This is a genomic window from Sulfitobacter sp. TMED3 (genome assembly GCF_002167505.1).
Taxonomy (GTDB): Bacteria; Pseudomonadota; Alphaproteobacteria; order Rhodobacterales; family Rhodobacteraceae; genus Sulfitobacter; species Sulfitobacter pontiacus.
The window spans coordinates 49,837-75,856 of record NZ_NHBI01000006.1 but is presented as its reverse complement, the minus strand read 5'-3'; the positions used below and the strand labels follow the sequence as shown (position 1 = coordinate 75,856).

The window sequence follows — 26,020 nt, the reverse complement described above, 5'->3', positions numbered from 1 at the left end:
GTTNTTTTTAAGNTTAACGCCGCCCTTCGCGCAGCCANGCTGCAAGGATCAGGGCACTGCCCAGCAACAGGACGAGCCACGCGGGCAGGATCGGCATCTGTCGCACGTCACGTGTTTCGTAGGCGTTGCGAGGGGTCAGACCGATCCATCCACGTCCGGCTGCGGGGCGCCCGACACGTATGTCGCGGATGCGGGGCAGGCCGTCTTCGATCCGCGCGACACCACCGCGCAGGGGCGCAAGTACGGGGGCGAGGGTTTCGTCGCTGGCAATCGTTTCCACAAATTCCCGCGGGGCGGCGGGGCCCAAACCGATCACCGCGCTTTGGTCGCCATTTTCCAGCCGGTAAAGGCCAATCTCGGGGCCGTCGTAAACCCCTTCGAAGACACCCGGCGTGGCTGGCGAAAGCGTGATCTCTGCCGTGCTGCCATCGGGGTTGGTCAGGGTGACAGGCGGGATGTCGTCCCCCAGCGTGCGACGGGTGATGCGCATGGTCTGGCCTTCGGCTGTGGCGGTCAGGGCCTCTTCCTCAAGCTCGGGTTCTTTCATCATCCAGTGGGCCAAGCGTCGCAACAGCTCTAGCTGCGGGCCGCCACCTTCATAGCCACGGTTCCANAGCCACGCATGATCNGACGCCATGAGCGCAACGCGCCCTTNTTCCACACGGTTCAGGATCAGCAGCGGCCGGTCATCTTCGCCGGTCATCACCACATGTCCCAAGGGATCGGCCACGTCGATCTGCCGCAGCCAGCGGCCCCATGTTTCCTGTTCGGGCAAGCCGCTGGTCACCGGATGGCGGTGCCCCAGCTCGGACACCAGNGGGCGGTAGGGNTGTTCGATCACCCGCGCGGTCGGCGTGGCGGGCAAGACCTCTCCGAGGGGGGAACGGTAGATGCTGTCGGCGCTCGCGAAATCCGCCCCGGCAGCGACCAGCACAGCCCCCCCGCCGCGCACATAATTCGCGACGTTTTCAAGATANAGCGACGGCAGGATGCCGCGGCGTTTGTAGCGGTCAAAGATGATCAGATCGAAATCCTCGATCTTTTCCATGAACAGCTCGCGGGTGGGAAAGGCGATCAGCGAAAGTTCGTCCACCGGCACGCCATCCTGTTTTTCCGGCGGTCGCAGGATCGTGAAATGCACCAGATCGACAGAGCTGTCGGATTTCAGCAAATTGCGCCACGTACGCCCGCCCTGATGCGGCTCCCCGCTGACGAGAAGCACCCGCAGACGGTCGCGCACCCCGTTGATCTGGATCAGCGCGGCATTGTTGCGGTCGGTTAGCTCTCCTTCGGCCTCGGGCAGCGAGAACCGGATCACATTGCGCCCGCCGTGGGGCAGGGTGACGGGCAGTTCCAGATCTTGCCCCACGGGGACGCGGAAGGTCTGCGGCGGCTCCCCATCGACCGAAATTTCAAGCGGGGCCAGCGCGTCTTTTTGCGGGGCGGCCCCAAGGTCGTCGATGCGCAGGGTCAGGGTCACGGGTTCGCCGATGATGGCAAAGGCAGGGGCGTTGCGGACGGACAGGCGGCGATCCCAATCGCTTTGCTTTCCGGTCATCAACAGATGCATCGGTGCCGGCAGATCGACTGGCAGGTCGGCGTCGTGAATGCGTCCGTCACTAAGCGCAAGGATGCCTGCGATACGGGCGCGCGGCTCTTCGGCAAGCACCTCTGACAGGGCGGTCATCAGCTGCGTGCCGCTATCGCCCTCCCCATCGGGCACGGTCACGCGGCGCAGTTCCGTATTCTCGCGCGCCGTGATCTGTGCTGCCAGCGTCTCTGCGGCGGCGGCGGTTTGTGCGGGCCGGTCTGCGAGGGATTGGCTGGCGCTTTCGTCTTCCAGCATCACGACGATATCGGTCAGCGGCGCGCGGTCTTCCTGCTGCACGGAGGGGCCAGAAAGCGCCGCCAGAACGACGAGCATCGCCGCCCCCCGCAGCGCCCAGCCTTGCAACCCGCGCAGCACCGCCAAGGCAACGGCCACCAGCGCCAGTGCGGCAACGCCCCATAACATCGGCAGCGGGATCAGCGGGTCGAAGATGATGGTCGATGTCATTGGCCCAACCTGTCCAGCAGCGCAGGCACATGCACCTGATCGGATTTATAGTTGCCGGTCAGCACATGCATGACCAGATTGACGCCAAAGCGGTAGGCCAGCTCGCGCTGACGTTCCCCGGCGAAACCGCGCCCGATCGGTACCATCGGCGCGCCGTTCGAGGACACGGCCCAGGCCGCGGCCCAGTCATTGCCACCGATGACAACCGGGCTCACCCCGTCATTCAGATTGCGGAACGGCATCCCCTCTACCTGTTCGGCATCGGGGGGCGATGCCTCTACCCACAGATCGCGTCCGCTGTGCCGTCCGGGGAAGTCCTGCAGCAGATAGAACGTGCGGGTCAGCACGTGATCCGCAGGCAAGGGTTCAAGCGGGGGAATGTCCAGCGGCGCGGCGAGATCTTGTAGCTTGCGCCCGTTGGGGCTGGCGGCCCCGAAGCCCGCGATATTCGCATCACGTGTGTCGAACAGGATCATCCCGCCGGAGCGCANATAGTCGTTCNGCTTGCGATAGGCCGCATCCGATGGGCGGGGCTGATCGGGGGTGATGGGCCAGTATAGCATNGGGAAGAAGGCNAGCTCATCCCGCTCCAGATCCACACCGATGGGGTTGGCAGGTTCGACCGAGGTGCGGAAATAGAGCGTATCCGACAACCCGCGCAATCCGGCATCCGACATCTCGTCAACCGACGCGTTGCCGGTGATCACATAGGCCAGCGTCATCTCCGCCGTGGCGTTCAGGGCAAAGCTGTCGTCCGCCTGCGCATCGGCCTGCGTCGGCGCATAGATCAGCGCCGCAAGGATCAGCCCTGCGGCATTGCTGTGCCTGAGCAGCCGCCCGGACAGGGACAGCGACGCGATGACATCAGCGAGCAGCAGCAGGATCGACAGGGACAACAGCCAACCGGCAAGCGGCTGTTCATCGGCCACATCAAGCCCACGTACTGGCACATCCGCTGGCCATGCCGCGGGGGTCAGGGTGGTATCTGCAACCACCACATTGCGCGCAATGCGCCGATCGCCAGAGGCATAGACCCCCGGTTGNAGGTCTGGGCCCGCAGGCGCGGCCATCAGATCAGCCCCGTCCACACCGGGCAGCGTACCCGCGTCAGACAGTGTGCCAAACCCGTCCATCACGCGCAGGGGCGTCCACGTCGTGCCCTGCAGGTCCGAAGCCTCGATACCGGCGGAAGATGAAGAAATCGCTAACCGTTCCATCATCTGNACAAACAGCCCCGACAGCGGCAACGTCGACCACTCGGCCGTGGCTGTCACGTGAAACAATACGATCTGCCCCTGTCCTACCTGCTTGCGGGTGACCAGCGGGGTGCCATCGCTCAGCGATGCGATCACACGCTCTGCCAGTGTCGGGTCGGGCTGCGCGACGACCTGGGCCGAGACGGTCACATCCTGCGGTATCTCCAGACCGTAGAAAGGNGAGGACTCGCGGAAGCTGTCCAGCGTTTTCGGGGCACCCCAGCTCATTGCGCCGCCGACACTGCGGCCACCGGCNCGCAGGCGCACAGGCATCAGAGGGTCTTCGGTATCTCGGCTGATGTCGCTGGCGGCGATGCGTGGACCGGCGAAACGCACCAACATGCCACCGGCTTCGATCCAGTCGATCAAGGGGGCCTGCTCTGCCTCCGACAGGGTCGCGATATCGGCCAGTACGATCACATCGGGGTTTGCGGGCAGCACATCGCCAATCCCCCCCTCAATCAGATCGGCGGCGGGGGCCAAGGCCTGTTCGATGTAGTGCAGGGGGGACAGCAGCTCCAGCCCCTCGCGGTTTTCGCGTCCGGCGATCAGCCCAACCTCGCGCCGCCGCAGCGCATCATCCACCAGCGTCGTCGCCCCGGCGGAGCGTTGGCCCGCGATGTCGAAACGCGTGATCCGCGCGCGCAGCTCTGCGGGCAGGGACAGGGCCGCGCTGGCCTGTGTTGATCCTGCGTCGAATGTGGCCGGAACGCTGGCGAGGACGCGGATATTGCCCGCCGGATCACGACCCTGCGCNGTGATGGTCACCGACCGCTCGGCACCAGCGAGGGCGCGCTTGACGGTCAGGGTAATCGCCCCGTCCTCATAGGTCGCGGGGGCCAGTGCCAGCACGTCTGCGCCAGTCTGATAGACCTCGACGCTGCCCTTGNCCTGAAGCGCATCAAGCATCGCGTCGCGCCCGGCATAGGCCAGCCCGTCGCTGAACCACAGGGTATCGAAGCCGCCAAGCGTGTCCGCGATCTCTATCGCGCGGTCAATGTCGGCGGGGGNNGGCTGCCANGGGGCGGGATCAAACCCGGCCAGACGGCTGCGCCATGCGTCAGCGGATTGAAAGGCGGGTGCTTCTGGTCGGGTGAGGGTCAGAAAACCGACAGTGCGTCCAGCGCGTGCCGCACGGGTCAACTGCGCCTCTAGCGCTTCGGTTTGCTGCGGCCAACGCGTGGCTCCCGCCCAAGACCCGTCGAGCACGATCAGCAGCGGGCCGGTGCCTTGGGTCTGTTCCTCTTGCGGGTTCAGGATCGGTCCGGCCAGCCCGATGATCAACGNGGCCACCGCCAGCATGCGCAGCAGCAGCAACCACCACGGCGTGCGATCCGACACGCTTTCATCATCGCTCAGCCCAAGCAGCAGCGCCACNCCGGGAAAGCGGCGNCGGATCGGNGCAGGNGGCACNGCGCGCAGGATCAGCCACAGGATCGGCAGCGCCAGAAGCGCCAGCAGCATCCACGGCGCGGTAAAGCCGATNCCCCCNAGAACGGTCATGCNGCCCCCCCGCTGCGCGTATCCAGCGCCGCATAGAGCCANAAAAGCGCCGATTGNGCGGTGCTGTCNGTGTGGTGCAGCCCGTANTGCCAGCCNGTCAGGGNACAAAGCTGCCGCAGCTCTGCCTTGCGCGCGGCGAGCCGTTCCAGATAGCGGTCTTTCAGGTCGTTCGCTTTCAAGGTCTCGTGGCGCAGNGTGCCGCCNACGCTTTCAAAGATGGTGCGGCCGGTGAAGGGGAAGGCNTCTTCCGAGGGGTCCAGCACATGATATAACACGCCGCGCACCCCGCGGTCCGCCGCTTTGGTCAGCGCGGTGGTCACCCCCGCAAGATCCCCCATGAAGTCAGAGATGAACACAGCCCGTGCNTGGGGGATCATGGCGCGATGTTCCGGCGGGGCGTAGTCGGCGNCGTCGTCCTGACACAGGGCTTCGGCAAGGCGNAGGATCTGCGGCCTGCCGGATCGCGGGGGCAGGGCGCTGCCGGTCAGCCCGACCCGTTCACCGCCCCGTTGCAGCAGGATNGCCAGCGCCAACCCGATCAGCCGCGCGCGGTCGCCCTTCTNTTCNAACGCAGNCGTCGAGGCAAAGCGCATGGACGCCCCCTGATCGACCCAAAGCATGACCGACTGCGCGATCTGCCATTCNNGTTCGCGCACGAACTCATGGTCCCCCATGGCCGAACGCCGGTGATCGATGCTGCGACGGCTATCCCCGGCCTGTGCCGGACGGTATTGCCAGAAATCATCCCCCACCCCTGCGCGTCGACGCCCATGGGCACCCAGCANGACTGCACCGGCCAGATGCTCTGCACGGGCCAGCAGCGCGGGCAAACGGGCGGNTTGCTCCTCTGATCGGATGCGAAGGGTGTCGGGGCTGTTCACGCCGCGGCCTTTTTCCCGATCAGGCTGGCAGCGGTTGTGTCAATCAGCNCGGANAGGCTGTCNCCACGAGCNCGCGCCGCNAAGTTCAGCGCCATACGGTGCAGCAACACAGGACGNGCCATATCGATGACATCCTCCGCCGACGGTGCCAGACGNCCCTGCAACAAAGCNCGNGCCCGCACNGTCAGCATCAACGCTTGNGCGGCGCGNGGGCCGGGGCCCCACGCCACGGTATCGCGCACNTGCGGGCTGGCATCAGGCCCGTCAGGGCGGAAGGCGCGNACCAGATCAAGGATCAGCTCGACCACCGATTCACCCACCGGCATCTGCCGCAGCAGCGTTTGCGCGGCCAGTAGCTCTGCCGTGGTAAAGACGGGNGCGGCCTGCGCATCGGTATCCCCTGTGGTGGCCAGCAGAATATCCCGCTCTGTCTCCCGGTCGGGGTAGGCCACGTCGATCTGCACCAAAAAGCGGTCAAGCTGGGCCTCGGGCAGCGGGTAGGTGCCTTCTTGCTCAATGGGGTTCTGGGTGGCGAGCACGTGAAACGGATGCCCCAAGGCGCGGTCCTGTCCGGCGACGGTCACGGTCTTTTCCTGCATCGCCTGNAGCAAAGCCGACTGGGNGCGCGGCGAGGCGCGGTTGATCTCGTCCGCCATCAGCAANTGGCAAAAGATCGGCCCCTCGACAAAGCGGAACGCGCGGGTGCCATCGGCGGCGGTGTCCAGCACCTCTGACCCCAGAATATCGGCAGGCATCAAATCGGGCGTGAACTGGACNCGATTGCCATCCAGCCCCATNACCGTGCTCAGCGTTTCGACCAGCCGCGTCTTGCCCAGACCCGGNANACCGATCAGCAGCCCGTGGCCACCGCNNAGCAGNGCCGTCAGCGTCAGATCAACGACCCGTTGCTGCCCGATGAAACGCCGGTTGATCGACGCCTTCGCCTCGGCCAGCTTTTCGCCAAGCGTCTCGATTTCTGCTACCATATCGCGGGCTTGGGTCATGACTTTTGCGTCCTCGGGGTTATATCAGTTAGATGTAAGTGTATCGTGTGAACAGGAAATGGCAAAAGCAATGAGTGGACAAAAAACCGTGACCCCGACAGCAGAAAGCCTTGCCGCGTCTGTTTCCGCCGCCAAAACACGCGGATTGCCGCCGGTTGAAAAGTGGAACCCCCCGTTTTGNGGNGATCTGGACATGGAGATCAAACGCGACGGCACTTGGTTNTACCAAGGCACCCCCATCGGACGCATCGGGNTGGTAAAGCTGTTCGCATCGATTCTGATCCGCGAAGAAGATGATTATTTCCTTGTGACGCCGGTTGAAAAGGTCGGCATCAAGGTCGAGGACGCCCCCTTTGTCGCCATCGATTTCGAGGCCGAAGGCAGTGGCACCGACCAGANGCTGACCTTCCAGACNAANCTGGAAGACATCGCCGTCGCAGGCCCCGATCTGCCTATCCGAGTTGAGCGCGACCCNGAAGATGGTGAACCCGCGCCNTACGTCCGTNTCCGCCGCAACCTTGAGGCGCTGATCGACCGNAAAAGCTTTTACCGNCTGGTCGAGCTTGGCGTNCATCANGACGGCTGGTTCGGCGTNTGGTCGGGCGGCAGCTTCTTTGGTATTATCCCCTCGGACGAACTGCCCGATTGATCCTGCCTGNCANAGCGNGACGATAGCGGCCCNAACCGGATGATCNTTCATGAAGCCAGCCGCGAACCTTACTCTGCTGTGGCCCGAGCTGCCCTATCTTGACCGTTTTGCCGCCGCCGCAAAGGCGGGGTTTACCGCNGTAGAGGTGCTTTTCCCCTATGATCTGGCCGCCANAGAGACNCTGCGCGCCTGTGTCGCCAACGGCTTGCAGCTGATCCTGATCAACGCCCCGNCGCCCAATTACACCGGNGGCGCNCAGGGCTTTGCCGCGGTNCCCGAACAGGCGGCCCGTTTCCGCGTCGATATCCAGCGGTCGTTTCGATATGCCACCGCGCTCAAGGNCCGCTATCTGCATGTCATGGCGGGCAATGGGCAAGGCGCGCTGGCGCGGCANACCTTCATCGACAATCTGATCTGGGCGGCTGATATCGCGCCCAAGGGGCTTACCCTGACGGTTGANCCGCTGAACCCCGTCGCGATGCCGGGGTATTTCATGAACGACTACGCGCTTGCCGCCGATGTGCTGCGTGCTGTGAACCGGCCGAACGTCNGGCTGCAATATGACAGCTACCACGCGCAGATGATCCACGNCGACGCGGTGGCGGTGTTCGANCAATACAAAGACCTGATCGTACATGTGCAGCTTGGCGACGCGCCCGATCGCAGCGCGCCGGGGGCGGGTACAGTTGATTTCCCCGCGCTTTTCGCCGCCCTGCGCCGCGCGGGGTATCGCGGCTGGGTCAGTGGCGAATATATCCCCGGCCCACGGACNGAGGACAGCCTCGGCTGGATGACACTCAGCTAGCCNCAGGGGGCACTTCAGAGACGNTTAATGCGCCTCNGCCCAACTCGCCCCGACGCCCGCATCCACGTCGAGCTTCACATCCAGTTTGACCACNGGATCGGCTGCATTCTCCATNACGTGGCGTGCGGCGGCGATCAGATCGTCCTCGGCCCCTTTCTCCACCTCGAACAGCAATTCATCGTGGACCTGCAACAACATGGTGGCGGGCAGATCCTTGATCGCNTCGGGCATGCGGATCATNGCGCGGCGGATCACATCGGCGGCGGTGCCCTGAATNGGCGCGTTGATGGCNGCCCGTTGGGCAAAACCNGCGCGGGGGCCCTTGGCGCTGATCTCGGGCGTGTGGATCTTGCGCCCGAACAGCGTCTGCACAAAGCCATGCTCTTTGGCGAACGCCTTGGTGTCNTTCATATAGGTACGGATGCCGGGGAAACGTTCGAAATAGCGGTCGATGAACCCCTGTGCTTCGGCGCGCGGGATACGCAGGTTGCGCGCCAGNCCGAAGCCNGAGATNCCATAGATCACGCCAAAGTTGATCGCCTTGGCCTGACGACGCACGTCCGAGGTCATCTCGTCCAGTGGCACGCCGAACATTTCCGAAGCGGTCAGCGCGTGAATGTCGATGCCGTCCTGAAACGCCTGCTTAAGCTCGGGNATATTGGCGATATGCGCCAGAATCCGCAGCTCGATCTGGGAATAGTCAAGCGCGACCAGCGCCTTGCCCGGCTCTGCNACAAAGGCCTCGCGGATGCGCCGCCCTTCTTCGGACCGGATCGGGATGTTTTGNAGGTTCGGATCGGTCGAGGCCAGCCGCCCGGTCGACGCCCCCGCGATGGAATAGGACGTATGCACACGGCCTGTGTCGGGGTTGATGTGATCCTGCAGCGCGTCGGTATAGGTCGATTTCAGCTTGGACAGCTGTCGCCAGTCCAGCACCCGCGCGGGCAGGTCATGTTCTGTCGCGAGGTCCTCAAGCACATCGGCACCGGTGGCATAGGCCCCCGTCTTGCCTTTCTTGCCGCCTTCCAGCCCCATCTCGTCGAACAGGATTTCCCCCAGTTGNTTGGGCGAGCCGACGTTGAANTTGCGCCCGGCNAGCTCATAGATNTCGTCCTCAAGCCCCGCCATCTTCTGGGCAAAGGCGTTGGACATCCGGCTCAGCGTATCNCGGTCCACCTTCACGCCAGAGCGTTCCATNGCCGCCAANACAGGCACAAGCGGGCGTTCAAGCGTTTCATACACCTTCGTCACCCCGACGCGGTGGAGCTGGGGTTTGAACAATTGCCACAGACGCAGAGTGATATCCGCATCCTCGGCGGCATATTTCACCGCATCGGCGAGCGGCACCTTATCAAAGGTGATGGCCGATTTGCCTGTCCCCAGCAGCGGCTTGATCGGGATCGGTGTGTGCGACAGATAGCGTTCAGANAGCGTGTCCATGCCGTGGCCNTGCAGCCCGGCGTGCATCGCGTAGGACAGCAGCATCGTGTCGTCGATGGGCGCGACGTTGATCCCCAGCTGAGCGAAAATCTTGCTGTCGTATTTCATGTTCTGCCCGATCTTGAGGATNGAGGGATCCTCCAGCATCGGGGTCAGCAGGCGCAGCGCCTCTTCGGTAGGGATCTGCCCCTCGGCNAGATCATCACTCCCGAACAGATCATCGCTGCCGCGCGCCTTGTGGATAAGCGGGATGTAGCAGGCCTTGCCCGGTTCGACACANAGCGAAACGCCGACAAGCTGCGCGACCATATCGTCCAGCCCGGTGGTCTCTGTATCGACGGCGACATAGCCGAATTCATAGATACGGTCGATCCAGGCCTGNAGCGCGGCTGTGTCACTGACGTGTTCATANAGCTCTGCGTCAAAGGGCACATCCGCCGCGGCCGGGGCATCGGCGGCGACCGGTGCCTCGGCGATGGTGGGGGCCTCTTTCCCNAGCACCTCGGCCACACGTTTNGACAGGGTGCGAAACTCCATCTCGGCCAGAAAGCCCAGCAGTTGATCTGCATCAGGGTTGCGCACCTCAAGATCCTCAAGGGTGAAGTCCAGCGGTGTGTTCTCGTCCAGCTTGACCAGATCACGGGACAGGCGGATCTGGTCGGCATGGTCGATCAGGGTCTGGCGCCGCTTGGGCTGCTTGATCTCGCCCGCGCGCTCCAGCAGCGCATCGAGATCNCCNTATTCGTTGATCAGCAAAGCNGCNGTCTTGATCCCGATCCCGGGTGCCCCGGGGACGTTATCGACAGAGTCGCCCGCCAGCGCCTGCACATCCACCACACGATCGGGATAGACGCCGAATTTCTCGAACACACCGTCGCGGTCGATGCTCTTGTTTTTCATCGCATCCAGCATTTCAACACCGCCGCCGACCAGCTGCATCAGATCCTTGTCCGAACTGATGATGGTGCAGCGGCCACCTGCGGCCCGTGCCTGTACGGCGAGCGTGGCAATGATGTCGTCCGCCTCGAAACCTTCCTTTTCCTTGCAAGCGATATTGAAGGCTTCGGTGGCGGTGCGGGTCAGNGGGATCTGCGGACGCAGGTCTTCGGGCATGGCCTCGCGGTTGGCCTTGTATTTGTCNTACATGTCNTTGCGGAANGTNTGGCTGCCCTTGTCAAAGATCACGGCCACATGGGTCGGNGCATCCGGCCCTGTGTTGCCTTCGACATAGCGGTGCAACATGTTGCAAAAACCCGCCACCGCNCCAATCGGCAGCCCGTCCGACTTGCGCGTCAGCGGTGGCAGCGCGTGATAGGCGCGGAAAATAAACGCCGACCCGTCGATCAGATGCAGATGGTGACCTTTGCCAAATGTGCCGGACATGTCGGTGCTCCTCTTTAAGACAAGCTTTCTTGTGCCACGAAGCCGGCAAACTCTCCAGCGGCCAATTGCCCGCGACCGGCTTCATTTTGCCAAATAAACTCCCCGCGGAGCGTCCCTGNCTAGCGGGGCTCGCTTTGGTAAAGGCGCCAGGACAGGCTCACNGACAAGGGGAGCGGCGTCCAGCGTCCGAACCGCAGCCCTGCCGCGCGGAGTTGGTCGCCGATCCAGACGTTGCAGGTGCGCAGGANGCTAAAGCGTCCTTTNGCGGCAAAGAANCCATCGGTGNCGGTATACCCATCCACATCGACACGTTGCGGCAGCCCGTCAGGGCCGNGGTCAAGCGCCGACCAGACATTCGCGACCAGCCTGCGGTACGCGCNTTCGGACATCGTCACGGTCCGGCGTTTGGCGGTCGGNGCGATGGGGCCAATGACATCAATNCGCAGCACCGCGTCATCGCCGATAATCCCGCGCCAGACATTGCCGGGNTTCAATTCGCGATAGGTGGGGGTTTCCGTATAAAACTTGCGCGCCCCCCATCCGATGACAAGCCACCGCGCATCGGGNTGCGATAGCGGCAGACCCCGCGTCTCGAGCGCGGCAAACCGCGGGCCCGAGATATCATCAATCGGGATCAGCAGATCATAGTGGATGGGTCCGTGGACCAGCAGCACCTCGCGCGTTGGCACCGCGCGCGGTTCATCAGAGGCAGGAGCGGCCCANANGGCACCGATCACTGCGGCAAGCACAAAGCACGCGGGCAAAAGCGCAANNGCGCCCAGCCATCGTAACGCTTTGGTCAGACCTTGCCCTCAAACTCGGCGTGGATGAACTTGCAGTCGCAGTACCCACATTCGACCCAGCCCTTGTCTTGCGGGATTTGCAGCCAGACGCGCGGGTGCCCCAAGGCGCCTTCGCTGCCGTCACAGGCGACGCGCCAGGTGTTCACAATGCGGGTTTCCGGTGCTTGGGATGTCATGCTGTCGTCCTTGGCTTTGATGCGCCCATCTTATGACCAAACCGCGCAGGCAGGGCAAGGGTGCGCCGTGTGATTTGGCCNCCCTCTGCTTACAAGTTTGTAAACTGCGTTGAATTAGGTTCACCATCGGCCACAGAGCCGCTAAAAGACGGAAAACCACTGTAAACCTGCGGAGCGGTCTCAGGATGAACACCCCAAAACCTGTCGTATTGTGCATTCTGGATGGGTGGGGCCTGCGCGATGACCCTCAGGGCAACGCGCCCCTTCTGGCAAAGACCCCGCATGTCGACCGGATCATGCAAAGCTGCCCTTCGGCGACGCTGACCACCTTCGGGCCTGATGTGGGTCTGCCACAGGGGCAGATGGGCAACTCCGAGGTGGGGCATACCAATATCGGGGCTGGTCGTGTCGTCGCGATGGATCTNGGACAGATCGATCTTGCGATCGAGGANGGCGNGTTTGCCACCCATCAACCGTTGCTGGACTTTGCCGAGACGCTGAAACAGACNGGCGGCACGGCGCATNTGATGGGGCTTGTCTCTGATGGCGGGGTGCATGGGCACCTGACNCATATGATTGCCGCGGTGCGNGCGCTGCGGGCGCAGGGTATTCCGGTNGTNATCCATGCGCTGACCGACGGGCGCGATGTCGCGCCGCGCTCGGCCTTGGGCTATTTCGAGACGCTGCAAGCCGCCTTGCCCGACGGGGCGCGTATCGCGACCGTCTCGGGGCGCTATTACGCGATGGACCGTGACAACCGCTGGGACCGCGTTGCCAAAGCCTATGAGGCGATCGTGCAGGGCAAGGGCAGTGCCGCCCCAACCGCCCGCGATGCGGTGAATGATGCCTATGGTNTGGACGAAAACGATGAATTTATCACGCCCACGGTGCTGGAGGGCTACACCGGCGTGCAGGACGGGGATGGGNTNTTCTGCCTGAATTTCCGCGCNGANCGCGCGCGNGAAATCATGTCGGCGCTNGCGGATCCGGAGTTTGACGCCTTCGACACAGGNGCGCGGCCNNCNTGGTCTGCGGTGATGGGCATGGCGGAATACTCCGACGCGCATGGNGCGTTCATGACCACCATGTACCCCAAGCCCGAGATCGTGAATACGCTTGGCGCATGGGTCGCNCAGCACGGCCTGCGNCAGTTCCGCTTGGCCGAGACAGAGAAATACCCGCATGTGACGTTCTTTCTGAACGGGGGCGAGGAAACACCCACAACGGGCGAGGACCGCTATATGCCCAAGTCGCCGAATGTGGCGACCTATGATTTGCAGCCAGAGATGTCTTGCGCGGAAGTCACCGACCGNTTCGTGCAAGCGATCAAGGACCGCTACGACCTGATTGTNGTGAATTACGCGAACCCCGATATGGTNGGGCATACCGGTGATCTTGATGCCGCCATCGCGGCCTGCGAGGCNGTGGATANCGGCCTTGGGCGCGTGCTNGANGCGCTTGAGGANGTCGGCGGCGCGATGATCGTCACCGCGGACCACGGTAATTGCGAAACGATGATTGATCCCGAAACCGGCGGGGCGCATACGGCGCATACGCTCAACCCCGTGCCCGTGGCGGTTGTCGGCGGGCCCGATGGGGCCAGCCTGCGCAGCGGTCGTCTGGCCGATCTGGCNCCGACAGTGTTGCAGTTGATGGGGCTGGATCAACCCGCCGAGATGACGGGAAAGTCGCTGCTCGAATGATCCGCCTTTGCGCCCTTGCCCTGATGTTCTGGCCCGTCGGCGTGTTTGCGCAGACCGAGGCNGCAGAACAGGCGCGCCGCGCGATGGCCGACCTTGAAGCGGCCTCTGCCCAGTTGGACGCCGCAGATGGGGCGCGGGACCGCGTGCAGGCGCTGACCCAGACGATTCAGGCGTTTGAAACCGGCCTTGGGGCCATGCGCGAGGGGCTGCGTCAGGCGGCNATCAACGAGGCGCAGCTGAGCAAAAAGCTACAGGCCCGCGATGGCGAGGTCGCGCAGTTGCTGGGCGTGTTGCAAAGCATCGGCGGCAACCCGTCGCCCACCTTGTTCCTGCATCCTGAAGGGCCCGTTGGCACNGCACGCGCNGGTATGNTGCTGGCAGANCTGACACCGGCCCTGAACACCCGCGCCGATGTCTTGCGGCAGGATCTTGAAGACGTGCAGACCCTGCGGGCGCTTCAGACCGATGCGGCACAGCGCTTGCAGGAGGGGCTGACGGAAATCCAGCGCGCCCGGACAGAGCTTAATCAGGCGATGGCCAACCGGACNGATCTGCCCAAACGCTTCAACGAAGACCCGGTGCGCACCGCGATCCTGATCTCGACCTCCGAGACGCTATCGGGGTTCGCCAGCGGCCTGTCCGAGATGACCTCGGANCCGATTGCGGATGCGCCNGCCGATTTCGAAGGGCAGAAGGGCGACCTGACCTTGCCGGTGCAGGGCGTGATCCTGCGCCGTGCCAATGAAACCGATGCNGCGGGGGNGACGCGCCCCGGGATTATCCTCGCGACCCGCCCGCGTGCCATCGTGACATCGCCCACGGCGGCGACAATCCGCTACACCGGCCCGCTGCTGGACCTTGGAAACGTGGTCATTCTTGAACCTCGGGCCGGGGCGTTGTTTGTATTGGCAGGGCTGGATGTGGTTTATGGCGAGGCAGGGCAGGTGATCGGGGCAGAGACGCCGATTGGCCTTATGGGCGGNCCGGCCGGCGTAAATCAACAGGCGCTGTCACCAAATGGTGATGGGGCTGGCGTGGAGCGTTCAGAAACGCTCTATATAGAAGTAAGAGAGAACAATGTTCCGCAGGACCCGTCAGACTGGTTCCGAACTGATAAGGATGGATAAACGATGAAGAAGTTCGTGATGGCTGCCGTGGGCGGTACGCTGGCAGGGGTAATTGCCACGACGCAGATTGCGGGCCCCTTGCTGGCACAGGAAACTGAAAAGAACAGCAACGTTTATGAACAGCTTGATCTGTTCGGCGACATCTTTGAACGCATCCGTGCGCAATACGTCGAAGAGGTCGACACCGAAGAGCTGGTAGAGGCCGCGATCAACGGCATGCTTACCTCGCTTGATCCACACTCCAGCTACCTGTCGCCGAAAGACGCGCTGAAGATGCGCGACCAGACCCGTGGCGAATTCGGCGGTCTCGGCATCGAGGTGACGCAGGAAGAGGGTTTCGTCAAAGTCGTTTCCCCTATTGATGGCACGCCTGCCTCTGAAGCGGGTATCGAAGCGGGCGATTTCATCACCCATGTGGACGGCGAAAGCCTGCTGGGGCTGACGNTGGATGACGCGGTCGAGCTGATGCGCGGNCCGGTGGGTTCAGAGATCGAGATTACCGTGGTGCGAGAAGGCGAGACCGAACCCTTCGACGTGTCGCTGGTGCGCGATACGATTCAGCTGACCGCGGTGCGCGCCCGTACCGAAGGCGACGCGGTTGTGCTGCGGGTCACCACCTTTAACGAACAGACCTACCCCAAGCTGAAAGAGGGTCTGGAAGAGCAGGTCAAGGCCGCCGGCGGCATCGAGAATGTCAGCGGCTTTGTCGTTGATCTGCGCAACAACCCCGGTGGTCTGCTGAATCAGGCNATCGCCGTGTCGGATGCTTTCCTTGAAGAAGGCGAGATCGTCAGCACCCGTGGCCGTGATGCCGCGGATGGCGANCGCACCAACGCCACCCCCGGCGATCTGGCCGAAGGCAAGCCGATTGTGGTGCTAATCAACGGCGGCTCTGCATCGGCTTCCGAGATCGTTGCCGGTGCCCTGCAAGACCACCGTCGCGCGATTGTCGTCGGGACCAAAAGCTTTGGCAAAGGGTCGGTGCAGACGATCATGCCGCTGCGCGGTGAAGGGGCGATGCGCCTGACCACAGCGCGATACTACACGCCGTCGGGCCGCTCCATTCAGGCACTTGGCGTGTCCCCCGACATCATCGTCGCCCAGCCACCGGCACGGCCTGCGGACAACGAGGAAGAGGATGCAACAGCACGCCCCCTGCGGTCCGAAGCAGACCTGCGCGGNAGCCTGAACAACGACAGCCTGACCGACGATCAGGTCGACCAGATCATGGAAGACCGCGCCAAGGCCGAAAAAGCCGCTTCCCTGCGGGAAGAGGATTACCAGCTGGCCTATGCCATCGACATCCTCAAGGGTCTGTCCGCATTGGGCCCGAAGAAGTAAGCGCGNCGATCACGCGTTNNNATTAAAGACCGGTCCGCAGATAGGCGGGCCGGTCTTTTTTGTTGGGCCAAGGGCGGGTGTTCAGCCCAGATAGACCTTGCCTTCGGGGTAGCGCACGCGGGGCACCGATTGCGTCGCCAGAAAGAACCCGATGGTCAGCGGGCCGACGCGGCCCAGAAACATCATCAGCATGATCATCGCGCGGCCGGTGCTATCAAGCTCTGCCGTGGCACCGCGCGACAGGCCGACGGTGCCAAAGGCTGATGTTGCCTCGAACGCGAGGTCGATGAACTCTCCGTCATGTTTGATTGATATGATGAAGATGCCCGTCAGGACCAGAAGGATGCTGATTGTGGTCAGCGCCATGACCTTGAACACTTCATCCGGCCCCATCGACCGACCAAAGGCATGCAGGCTGGTGCTGCGACGGAAGAAGGCCACGGTGGCGAGGATCAGCACGATGAGCGTGGTCACCTTGATGCCGCCCGCCGTCGACGTGCTACCGCCGCCGACCAGCATCAGCGTCATGGTCATCAACGCAGTACTCTCGTGGATCTCTGCGTAATCAAGCGTGTTAAAGCCCGCTGTCCGTGGGGTGACGGCCTGAAACCAACTGGCCCAAAGCTTGCTGCCAAGGCTGCCGAACTGGCCCAAGGTCGCGGGGTTGCGCCATTCCAGTGCTGCAAACAGCGCCCAAGCCAGCAGGATCAGCACCACCGTGCCGGTGAGCATCAGCTTGCTGTGCAGGCTGAGCCGACGCCAGCTGCGTTTTTCCCAGATATCGGCCAGCACGATGAACCCGATGCCGCCGATGATGAACAGCGCGGGGATCACGACGTTGATAATCGGATCGCTGACCCAGTTACTTAGGCTGTCGGGGAACAGCGCGAACCCCGCATTGTTGAATGCAGAAATGCTTAGGAACACCGAATGCCAAAGCCCCTGCGCCAGACCGAATTCGGGCACGAAGACAAAGGCCATCAAGGCCGCGCCGATAAGCTCTGCCAGAATGGCGATCTTCAGGATCGCCATCACCAGCGAGGTCAGATTGTAGATGCTCGGCTGGTTCAGATCTTCGCGCAGGATAATCCGCTGCGGCATCCCCAAAGGGATACCAAGCGCGGACAGCACCAGAACGGCAAAGGTCATCAATCCCAAGCCGCCCATCTGGATCAAAAGTGCGATGACCGCCTGCCCGAAGCCGGTAAAGGCGGTGCCGGTATCGACCACCGCCAGCCCCGTCACCGTAACAGCAGAGGTAGAGGTGAACAGCGCGTCCGACAGGCTGATCCCCGCAGTATTCGCCAGCGGAGTCCACAGGATCAATCCGCCCAGAACCACCATCGTCAGATAGATCAACACAAGCACGGCGGGCGGGGGCAGAAGCCGCCACGCGCTTTTCTGTGACTTTGAAAAGAGCTTCAAAGGCTTGCCGCAAAGCTGCGCAGGTCGGTGCGCTGCCCGAGCAGGATCAACAGATCGTCCCGTTGCAACGTGCAGTCCAACCCGTCGCGCCCGATATATTCGGTGCCCCGCATCACGCCCAGACAGCGCAGGTCGAACTTCTTGCCGTATGACAACGTCTCGAGCGATTTGCCCTCAAGCGCTTCGGGGATGCGGAAGTTGACCACGTGGTACCCGTTCCCGAGGCTGACATAGTCGCGCACCAAGGGGTTGTGGATCACCTGCGCGATATGCTGGCCGACTTCGACTTCGGGGTGGATCACACGGTCGACACCCAGTTTCGACAAGATCCGGTGGTGCGTTTTTGTCTTGGCCTTGGCCCAGATCGTCTCGACGCCCAGCAGTTTCAGGTTGATGGCCGACAGGATGCTCGATTCAAGATCGCTGCCCATGGCGACCAGCGCCATCGAACAGTCGCCCAACCCGGCCTCGCGCAGGGCGGCATCATCGCGGGCGTCCACGATAACGGCTTGGCTCAGCTTTTCGACATGGTTGCTGACGCGCTGGTCGTTCAGGTCCACGCCGATCACGTAGTTGCCAAAACGCTGTAGCTCGGTTGCGACCGTAGAGCCAAAGTTGCCAAGGCCGATCACGCCGATAGTCCGTCTTTTCACTGCCATTACGAGGGTCCTCTGAAGGGCTCAGTCTTGCCAAGGGATACATCGCGTCACAGGGGCAAGCAAGCAAGGGCCGTCAGGTCGTTTCGACGCAGTGCCGCCGGAACGCACGTTTCAGCATATCAAGTTCGGCGCGCAGCAAATCCACCTCGGCGCGCAAATCGGGGCCGGTGACCTCGTCCCCGATCAGGGTGATGCTGGCCAATGTCGTGCCAGACGCGCGGTCGACCACCAGCAATGTGTGCAGCCCATCAGCGATTGCGGCTGCGGGCACAGGGATGCTGAGCACCCAGTGATCCGATGACGCGTCATGTTCCAACTGCACCCCCGCGACATCGGCATCGGCGTGGGTGACCACAAGATCGGGTTTGGTATCGTCCGCGCCGGTCACGATCCCTTGCCATGTGCCGTCGCGCATCTGGGTTTTGGTGAGGGTCAGGTTGCTCATGCGGGGCTCCTACAACTGGGCGCGGGGGCGGCGCGAAAAGGTCAGGTCACGCAGCATGATCTGGTTCATTTCGGGCCCTTCAAAAATCAGGTCGATCCAGGCTTTCTCGACGCGTTTTTCGTTCAGGTTGGAATANGCGAGGTCGAATTCTGCCGTGACCTCGGATTTGTTCAGCGGCAGTTCCTGCACCATTTGTTCGGTGTTGGGCCCGTGGCGGATGTTCAGGCGGGCGAAAATCTCGATCGGTTTTTCCATCTCGATCACNGCGTCCACNCGCAGGACATGNGTGCGCTTCATCCCGTCGACGCAATCATCCTGCAGGTCCAGCACCANAGACAGGAAAGACCCGTCGAAACGGTAGACCTCAAGCCGAAGCCCATAGGGCGCTAGATGGTTTTCTTCGAGGTTGCGGATTTGCCGGANGCCGAGTTCNGACAGGGTGCAGTCGTGGAAAATCGTGACCTCATCGCCCATGGTCGCCTTGGATTGCACCGACGANAGNCCCGATTTGGTCAAGGGCGCGCGCCANAGCTGCGGGCGCCAGGACCAATCGGTGTTATGGGGCCGAGAGAACTTGTTAGANCCGATNCGGGGCAGGGCAAGCCGGTCTTCGGCGGTGTAGATCANCTTGTCCAGATGNCGACGCANGGCGCGTGCTTGNCCTGCTTGTTTGCGCAGCACGGACAGTTCTGTCTGGGGGGCACGGTCGGCTTTGGCGGACCAGCGGCGGGTAAACCGCGCGATCAAGGCGCTGTCGATCAGCTTTTTCCCGAGTTTGCGCATGTGCCTGTTGCCCCGATTACGAATGGGTTGTTGGTCGTACCCTACCGCCTGTGGCGTGGGGGCACAAATGAAATGGGCCAAGAGGCCGGCGCGCTAGTTGCGTTGCGCGACGGTGGTTTTTGCAGGTGCNCTGGCGTCGATGCTGCGGGTGATCAACTGNGTCAGAACCCTTCGGCCAGAGGCGCTGACGATCTCGCCGCGTTCGGGGCCGTAGACGGCGATACCGGCGGTTTGCGTGCCCATCCGTGCGACGCCGCGCCATTGNTTGGGGGAAAGCCCACCGACAGGAATACGCCCCTGCGCGCGGAANGTGACGCTTTGGTCGCCTTTCTCCACATCGCTCACATTCTGNAGCGAGGTTTCAGCCGCGATCTGCTGGGCGCTTGGCAGGGAGCCGGGTTTGGACTGGGTCAGGCTGACCGTGATCAACCCACGCGGTGCTGCCCCCGCAGAGGCAGGGGCCCCTAATCCGTCACAGCGTGCAATCACGGCAAAGCGCGCCTCGAGGCTGGTTTGGTCGATGCAGAAACCATCGGGGGCGACCAGTTCGACCCCTCCGGCCATTTTCGCGCGTGACAACGGCGGCTTGGCGGCACCCGAGGACGCGCCAAGCCCCTGACCGCCCTCGCAGGCGGTCAGAAGCATCACGCCAACGGCGGCAAGCGGACCTTTACAGGTCCATATAGTCATGTGTTTCCGCCTTCGCGCCGGGATGCGTCACCGCACCAAGATAGGTTGGGCCCACAAGCTGCGCGTATTTCCACAGTGCACCGCTTTGATAGTTGGTTTTGCGGGCGCCGGGCCAAGCCGCTTTGCGCTCTGCCATTTCCGCGTCCGAGATATCGACAGAGATCGAACCGGTGATCGCGTTCAGCGTGATCATGTCGCCCTGTTTGAGCAAGGCAATCGGTCCGCCATGCGCGGCTTCTGGGCCGACGTGACCAACGCAGAAACCCCGTGTCGCGCCGGAGAAACGGCCGTCGGTGATCAGCGCTACCTTTTTGCCCATGCCTTGACCGGACAGGGCCGCCGTGGTCGCCAGCATTTCGCGCATGCCGGGGCCACCAGCGGGGCCTTCGTTGCGGATCACGAACACGTCGCCTTCGCTGTAGGCCCGGTTTTGCACGGCTTCGAACGCGTCTTGTTCACATTCAAAGATCAGCGCCGGACCGGTAAAGACGATGTCTTCTTCGGTCATGCCAGCGATTTTCACGATGGCCCCTTCGGGTGCCAAGTTGCCCTTCAGACCAACGACGCCGCCGGTCTTGCTGATCGGTGTTTCGATCGCGTGGATCACCTTGCCGTCGGCCTCGCGTTCGATCTTGTCGAGCTCTTCACCGATGGACAGGCCCGAGGCGGTCAGACAGTCATCATGCAGCAGGCCAGCCTTGCGCAGTTCTTTCATCACAACAGGCACGCCGCCCGCGTCATACAGGTCTTTGGCCACATGCGACCCGCCGGGTTTCATGTCGACGAAATAGGGGGTGTCGCGGAAGATGTCGCATACATCGCTGAGGTTAAAGTCGATACCTGCCTCGGCGGCCATAGCGGGCAGGTGCAGACCGGCATTGGTCGATCCGCCGGTGCAGGCCACGATACGCGCCGCGTTCTCGAACGCTTCGCGGGTGCAGATGTCGCGCGCGCGGATGTTCTTTTCGATCAGGTTCATGACGGCTTCACCCGAGGCCGCCGCATAGGCGTCGCGGGATTCATAGGGCGCAGGCATGCCAGAGGAGTTCAGCAGCGCCAGACCGATTGCCTCGGACACGCAGGCCATGGTGTTGGCGGTGAACTGGCCCCCGCAGGCACCGGCTGTCGGGCAAGCGACGCGTTCCAGAACTTCAAGCGCGGCTTGCGACATGCTGCCGTTCTGGTAGTTACCCACGGCTTCGAAAACGTCTTGCACAGTCAGGTCGCGGCTGGCGAAATCGGCAGGCACATCGGCCCCTTCCGGGACTTTGCCCGGCAGGATCGACCCACCGTAGAGGAACACGGACGGCACGTTTAGCCGCAGCATCGCCATCATCATGCCCGGCAGCGATTTGTCACAGCCCGCGAGACCGACAATCGCGTCGTAGCAGTGACCGCGCATTGTCAGCTCTACCGTGTCGGCAATCGCTTCGCGCGACGCCAGAGAAGAGCGCATGCCCTCGTGGCCCATGGCGATCCCGTCGGTGACGGTGATGGTGGTGAATTCGCGTGGCGTGCCTTGCTGCGCCTTGACGCCGACCTTGACCGCCTGGGCCTGACGGTTCAGCGCGATGTTACAGGGGGCCGCTTCGTTCCAGCAGGTTGCCACACCCACCAGAGGCTGGTGAATCTCTTCTTCGGTCATGCCCATTGCGTAGTAATAGGACCGGTGCGGTGCGCGCTCTGGCCCCTCGGTCACGTGCCGGCTTGGCAGTCTGGATTTATCAAAGCGGGTGTTGGTGGACATGTGGCAGGCCTCCCTGAGTGGACGTTTACACCGGAATAGCCACCCAGCCCTGTCGCTGCAAGGCTCAAGCCACCAGTTGAACAGCGCGGGCTGTGGGCTTAGGTGTTAAATAATCCTTGGCTCTGTGCCGCCCCTAGCGAAAGCGACCCTGCATGGAGCATTCGATTTTTTCCTTTATTTGGAAATACTCCCGTCGTGACCAACTGGTTTTGCTTGTCCTCACGCTGATTACCTTCCCGATCCTCTACATCACCCTCGAACTGCCCAAGCGCATCATCAACGATGCCATTGGGGCAGAGACCGATGTGATCGACGTTTTCGGGATGTCGTTCAGTCAGGTGCAGTTCCTGATGGTGCTGTGTTTTGCCTATCTTTTCTCGGTGCTGATCCACGGCCTGATGAAGATGCGTTTGAACACGATGAAGGGGGTGCTGGCAGAGCGGCTACTGCGTCGCTTCCGCTATCAGTTGATCGCGCGGATGATGCGTTTTCCGCGCAGCTATTTCGAAAACACCAGTCAGGGCGAGCTGGTGTCGATGGTCACCTCGGAGGCAGAGCCGATGGGCGGGTTGATGGGCGATGCGGTCGCCCAACCTGTGTTCCAGGCGGGGCAGATGCTGATCATCCTGCTGTTCCTNTTCCTGCAATCCCCGTGGTTCGGGTTGGCGGGCGTCGCATTGATCCCGTTGCAGGCGTATCTCATCCCGATGCTGCAGCGGCAGATCAACCTGCTGAACAAACAGCGGATCAAGGAAGTGCGGCACCTGTCGTCGGAAATCGGCGAGACCGCCGCCGGTATCACCGATCTGCGCACCAACGGCGGCTGGCGTTACCGTCTGGCGCTGTTCACCGACCGGCTGGGCCAGCTGTTCGAGGTCCGCTTCCAGATCTATCAGAAGAAATTCTTCATGAAGTTTCTCAACAACTTCATCACCCAGCTGACACCGTTCTTTTTCTATGCCGTGGGGGGGTATCTTGCGATCAAGGGGCAGATCACGGTGGGCGCGCTGGTCGCGGCCTTGGCCGCCTACAAGGATTTGTCGAGCCCGTGGAAGGAACTGCTGACCTATTACAACCAGACGCAGGACATGTCGCTGCGGTGGGATGTGGTCATTGAACGTTTCGCCCCGCGCGGCGAGATCGACGCGCGCCTGTTCGAAGGCGAGCCCGAAGACGTCCCGCACCTGCGCGGCCCAATTGTGCTGGAACATGTGTCTTTGCGCACGCCGGACGGGAATACGATCCTGGATGATCTGAACCTCGAAATACCCAAAGGCGCGCGCGTCGCGCTTGAGATGCCCAACCAATCCGAACGCAACGCGCTGGCAGAGCTTTTGGTGCGCGAGGCCGTGCCGAGCCGCGGGCGGATCACGATGGCGGGGCATAATCTGGCAGAGCTGCATCAGGCCGTGCTTGCGGCGCGGATCGGCTATTCCGATGCGCACCCCTATCTGTTTCAGGGCACCGTCGGGGACAATCTGCTGATGCCCCTGCGGTCGAGCCCGAAAACCGTCCTCTGGGACCCCAAGAAAACCGACCGCGCCGCGATCGAGACAAAGCGGTCGGGCAATAGTCTGGACAGCACCAAGGCGGATTGGCTGGACCCCGGGCTCGCCGATCTGAGCACCCGCGAGGACATCAACGACTGGTGGTATGAGCTGGCCGGCGCCGTTGGCACACAGGACATGATGTTCCGTCGCATGGCCGCCGATCGCATGGACCCCGAAAAACACCCCGAGCTTGCGGCCCGCGTGGTTGCCCTGCGCGACGAGGTGCACGAGCGGCTGAAAGAGCAAGGGCTGGACAAGGTGGTGCACCGCTTTGACCCAGATCGGTTCAACCCGGCGCTGCCGCTTGGGGGGAACCTGATGTTCGCCGCGCCCATCCGCAGCATCTCGCAGGCGGGTCTGGCGCTTGAACGCAGCTTTCTGGCGATGATCATCGAACAGGGGCTGGCCGAGCAGGGCATCGCGATTTCACAGACGCTCGTAGAAACGTTGCACCAGACCTTTGGACGTGATGGCACCGACCACCCGCTGTTCACCGCGCTCGGCATCGAGGAAGAACTGTACGAACAACTGGTCGATATCGCGCTGCGGCGTCGCGCCAAAGGGGATGAAGCGCTGAGCGAGGATGAATTCTCGTTGCTGCTTACCGTGCCCTTTGCCTTCACGGCCGAACAGATCGGCCCGGCTTTCCCTGCGACCTTCAAGGACGAGATCCTGAAAATCCGTAAGCAGCAGGGGGCCGAGATGCGCGAACGGGCGCGGGATATGTTCGTGCCGATCACACCTGACCAGTATCTGCCGCGTCTGACGATACTCGAAAACGTGTTGTATGGCCGGATTTCCGCCGTGGCGGGGCTTCAGGCGGATCTGGTTCTGGATGTGGTGTCGGACGTGTTCAAGAAACACGGGCTGCAACAGGATGTCGCGCTCAACGTCTTTGATCTGCCGGTCAGCATCGGCGGGTCAAATATCGCGATGATGTTTCAGGGACGCGCCGGATTCAGCCGCGCGGCGATGAAACGACCCGATATCCTGATCCTGAACCAGTCGCTTGCGGGGCATGACGCGGAAAGCTTGCAACGGTTGCGCGACAAGGTCAGCGAACTGCTGCCCGAAACGACCCAGATTTACATGGATAGCTCCTTTGCCAATCCTGACGATTTCGACATGTACATCAAGATCCGTGGCGGGCGCATTGACGGNNTGGCGCAGGTTGATATCCCCAGTCAGGACGACAGCATCTCGGACGATTTGCGACGCAAGCTGCGGATCATCGCGCGCAACGACTTGTTCGGCAACCTCGACCCGCGCAACCAGCGCCTGCTGGCCTTTGCGGCGCAGTGGTACACCGTCGCACAGGGGGAAATGGTCTTTGCTCAANACCAACGTCCAGATGCGGTCTACCTCTGTCTGTCAGGGAAGGGAGAGCTGAGCTGGCGCGACCCCGAAGGGTTGGCGCATCACGTCTCGACCGTCGAAAAGGGGCGGTTGATCGGTGACCTTNCGGTCATCGTGAACGAGNCGCGNCAGATGGATTTTGTCGCCCTCGAAGACAGCCGTTTCCTTCGGATCGGCGCGGATCAATTCAAGTCGGTGGTTGAAAANGACCGTGTGATCCTGCTGAGCCTTCTACGCACGGTATCAAGCCATCTGACCAACGCCGCCGACTTGCTTCGTGCGGCACGGGTGGATATTCCGCGCGAAGACGAAGCCTTGCCCCCGCCCGTAGGAGATGACCCCGCGTGACCCGATACGCTGCCCACAAAGCCTTTGTCGCCCCTGCGATCCCCTCGGCGGCGCTGTGGCGGCTGATCNTNGGNTTTCTTGCGGCAACCGCGATCTACCTGCTGCTCAACAACCTGATGTTCACCACCCTGTTCAACCTGATGGGGNCGCGTGCGGACGGGTTTTATGACAGCTTGCTGTCAGGCAAGACGCCGATGGCGATGTTCCTGCTGCTTGGCAGCTTCGGGNTGATGATCNTCGGCGTGGCCGTGGTGACACGGGTGATCCACAAACGTCCCGTGCGAGGCCTGATCGGCCCGTCGGGGCTNGTGGTGCCGCAGTTCTGGGCCGTGCTCAAGATGCTGGTGCTGCTTGGTGCGGTGACCTATTTGCTGCCACCGTGGAACCTTGGCGCGCCCTATGTGCCCAACCTCGCGCTTGGCACATGGCTGATGCTGCTGCCGTTTTCGCTGCTCGGGGTGCTGGTACAGGTCNGCGCCGAAGAGATCGTCTTTCGCGGTTATGTCCAGCAGCAGCTGGCGGCACGGTTCACCTCTCCGCTGGTGTGGATGGTGCTGCCGGCCGTGATTTTCGCGCTTGGGCACTATCTTCCCGATCAAGCCGGCGAAAATGCGCTGGTCATAGCACTTTGGGCCGGTGTCTTCGGGATGTTGATGGCCGATCTGACCGCGCGGGCAGGGTCGCTGGGGCCAGCCATTGCAGTGCATTTNTGCAATAATGTCGCGGCNATCGTCATCACCTCTCTGCCCGATGACCTATCGGGTTTGGCGCTGTATCTGACCCCCTTCGGGATGNATGATGTTGACGCGTTGCGCGCGTGGTTGCCCGTCGATTTCGCGCTGATGCTGGTCAGCTGGCTTGCCGCACGGNTGGCGATCCGCCGTTGATTG

The 26,020-nt window shown here is 62.5% G+C and carries 19 protein-coding genes; 7 read left to right on the top strand and 12 right to left on the bottom strand.

The window, feature by feature from the left end; translation table 11 throughout:
- Positions 1–13: 13 nt before the first annotated feature.
- The 4 genes from CBB63_RS02725 to CBB63_RS02710 all read right to left on the bottom strand — a co-directional run bounded on the left by CBB63_RS02725 (position 14) and on the right by CBB63_RS02710 (position 6,700).
- Complete coding sequence (locus CBB63_RS02725; protein ID WP_286698054.1) at positions 14–2,056, bottom strand: hypothetical protein; 2,043 nt, start codon at positions 2,054–2,056, stop codon at positions 14–16.
- Positions 2,053–4,815, bottom strand: coding sequence for a DUF4159 domain-containing protein (locus CBB63_RS02720; protein WP_286698053.1), 2,763 nt, complete (start codon positions 4,813–4,815; stop codon positions 2,053–2,055). Before CBB63_RS02720 ends, CBB63_RS02725 begins: the two co-directional genes overlap by 4 nt.
- Positions 4,812–5,696, bottom strand: a complete 885-nt coding sequence (locus CBB63_RS02715; RefSeq protein ID WP_286698052.1) for a DUF58 domain-containing protein — start codon at positions 5,694–5,696, stop codon at positions 4,812–4,814. The genes CBB63_RS02720 and CBB63_RS02715 overlap by 4 nt, the downstream gene beginning before the upstream one ends.
- A complete protein-coding gene (locus CBB63_RS02710) occupies positions 5,693–6,700 on the bottom strand; it encodes an AAA family ATPase (RefSeq protein ID WP_286698051.1) in 1,008 nt (335 codons plus the stop codon). Before CBB63_RS02710 ends, CBB63_RS02715 begins: the two co-directional genes overlap by 4 nt.
- 70 nt (positions 6,701–6,770) lie before the next feature.
- Here CBB63_RS02710 and CBB63_RS02705 point away from each other — a divergent pair, with 70 nt between their 5' ends.
- Positions 6,771–7,349: a DUF1285 domain-containing protein gene (locus CBB63_RS02705; RefSeq protein WP_286698050.1), complete on the top strand. Its 579-nt coding sequence runs from the start codon at positions 6,771–6,773 to the stop codon at positions 7,347–7,349.
- A gap of 49 nt (positions 7,350–7,398) precedes the next feature.
- Entirely contained in the window at positions 7,399–8,154 is a 756-nt protein-coding gene (locus tag CBB63_RS02700; RefSeq protein WP_286698049.1) for a hydroxypyruvate isomerase family protein, read from the top strand.
- Positions 8,155–8,178: 24 nt separating this feature from the next.
- On the opposite strand, the gene polA is transcribed toward CBB63_RS02700, so the two are convergent.
- The 3 genes from polA to CBB63_RS02685 form a co-directional block, all read right to left on the bottom strand.
- Complete coding sequence (polA, locus tag CBB63_RS02695; protein WP_286698048.1) at positions 8,179–10,977, bottom strand: DNA polymerase I; 2,799 nt, start codon at positions 10,975–10,977, stop codon at positions 8,179–8,181.
- A 119-nt stretch (positions 10,978–11,096) separates the two neighbouring features.
- Positions 11,097–11,714: a TIGR02117 family protein gene (locus CBB63_RS02690; RefSeq protein WP_286698047.1), complete on the bottom strand. Its 618-nt coding sequence runs from the start codon at positions 11,712–11,714 to the stop codon at positions 11,097–11,099.
- Between the two features lie 62 nt (positions 11,715–11,776).
- The gene (locus tag CBB63_RS02685; protein WP_005850479.1) at positions 11,777–11,956 is read right to left on the bottom strand and encodes a zinc-finger domain-containing protein; all 180 of its coding nucleotides are present in this window, start codon (positions 11,954–11,956) and stop codon (positions 11,777–11,779) included.
- Positions 11,957–12,141: 185 nt separating this feature from the next.
- On the opposite strand from CBB63_RS02685, the gene gpmI reads away from it, so the two are divergent.
- The 3 genes from gpmI (at position 12,142) to CBB63_RS02670 (ending at position 16,127) form a co-directional block, all read left to right on the top strand.
- Positions 12,142–13,659: a 2,3-bisphosphoglycerate-independent phosphoglycerate mutase gene (gpmI, locus tag CBB63_RS02680; protein WP_286698046.1), complete on the top strand. Its 1,518-nt coding sequence runs from the start codon at positions 12,142–12,144 to the stop codon at positions 13,657–13,659.
- Positions 13,656–14,786 (top strand): murein hydrolase activator EnvC family protein, encoded by a 1,131-nt coding sequence (locus tag CBB63_RS02675; protein WP_286698045.1) that lies wholly within the window; start codon positions 13,656–13,658, stop codon positions 14,784–14,786. The genes gpmI and CBB63_RS02675 overlap by 4 nt, the downstream gene beginning before the upstream one ends.
- Before the next feature lie 3 nt (positions 14,787–14,789).
- On the top strand, positions 14,790–16,127 hold the full coding sequence (locus tag CBB63_RS02670; protein WP_286698044.1) for a S41 family peptidase: 1,338 nt from the start codon (positions 14,790–14,792) through the stop codon (positions 16,125–16,127).
- 81 nt (positions 16,128–16,208) lie between these two features.
- Here CBB63_RS02670 and CBB63_RS02665 read toward each other — a convergent pair whose 3' ends face one another.
- The 5 genes from CBB63_RS02665 to ilvD all read right to left on the bottom strand — a co-directional run bounded on the left by CBB63_RS02665 (position 16,209) and on the right by ilvD (position 21,876).
- Positions 16,209–17,471, bottom strand: coding sequence for a TrkH family potassium uptake protein (locus CBB63_RS02665; protein WP_286698071.1), 1,263 nt, complete (start codon positions 17,469–17,471; stop codon positions 16,209–16,211).
- A 77-nt stretch (positions 17,472–17,548) separates the two neighbouring features.
- The gene (locus tag CBB63_RS02660) at positions 17,549–18,211 is read right to left on the bottom strand and encodes a potassium channel family protein (protein WP_005850470.1); all 663 of its coding nucleotides are present in this window, start codon (positions 18,209–18,211) and stop codon (positions 17,549–17,551) included.
- Positions 18,212–18,284: 73 nt separating this feature from the next.
- Positions 18,285–18,656: a hypothetical protein gene (locus CBB63_RS02655; protein WP_009825564.1), complete on the bottom strand. Its 372-nt coding sequence runs from the start codon at positions 18,654–18,656 to the stop codon at positions 18,285–18,287.
- Between the two features lie 9 nt (positions 18,657–18,665).
- Entirely contained in the window at positions 18,666–19,439 is a 774-nt protein-coding gene (locus tag CBB63_RS02650) for a DUF6478 family protein (protein ID WP_286698043.1), read from the bottom strand.
- Between the two features lie 670 nt (positions 19,440–20,109).
- Positions 20,110–21,876 (bottom strand): dihydroxy-acid dehydratase, encoded by a 1,767-nt coding sequence (gene ilvD / locus CBB63_RS02640; protein ID WP_286698041.1) that lies wholly within the window; start codon positions 21,874–21,876, stop codon positions 20,110–20,112.
- Positions 21,877–22,028: 152 nt separating this feature from the next.
- Between ilvD and CBB63_RS02635 the strand changes: the two genes are divergently transcribed.
- Both CBB63_RS02635 and CBB63_RS02630 read left to right on the top strand, forming a co-directional pair.
- Positions 22,029–25,130 carry an ABC transporter transmembrane domain-containing protein gene (locus CBB63_RS02635; protein WP_286698040.1) on the top strand — a complete coding sequence of 1,034 codons (3,102 nt, stop codon included), beginning with the start codon at positions 22,029–22,031 and terminating at the stop codon, positions 25,128–25,130.
- Positions 25,127–26,017: a CPBP family intramembrane glutamic endopeptidase gene (locus CBB63_RS02630; protein ID WP_286698039.1), complete on the top strand. Its 891-nt coding sequence runs from the start codon at positions 25,127–25,129 to the stop codon at positions 26,015–26,017. The genes CBB63_RS02635 and CBB63_RS02630 overlap by 4 nt, the downstream gene beginning before the upstream one ends.
- The last annotated feature ends 3 nt before the right edge of the window (positions 26,018–26,020 follow it).

Bases quoted from the DNA above. Each gene is read 5' to 3' on its own strand.
- CBB63_RS02685 (WP_005850479.1), bottom strand. From the start codon at position 11,956: ATGACATCCCAAGCACCGGAAACCCGCATTGTGAACACCTGGCGCGTC.
- CBB63_RS02665 (WP_286698071.1), bottom strand. From the start codon at position 17,471: ATGGTGGTTCTGGGCGGATTGATCCTGTGGACTCCGCTGGCGAATACT.
- CBB63_RS02660 (WP_005850470.1), bottom strand. From the start codon at position 18,211: ATGGCAGTGAAAAGACGGACTATCGGCGTGATCGGCCTTGGCAACTTT.
- CBB63_RS02655 (WP_009825564.1), bottom strand. From the start codon at position 18,656: ATGAGCAACCTGACCCTCACCAAAACCCAGATGCGCGACGGCACATGG.
- ilvD (WP_286698041.1), bottom strand. From the start codon at position 21,876: ATGTCCACCAACACCCGCTTTGATAAATCCAGACTGCCAAGCCGGCAC.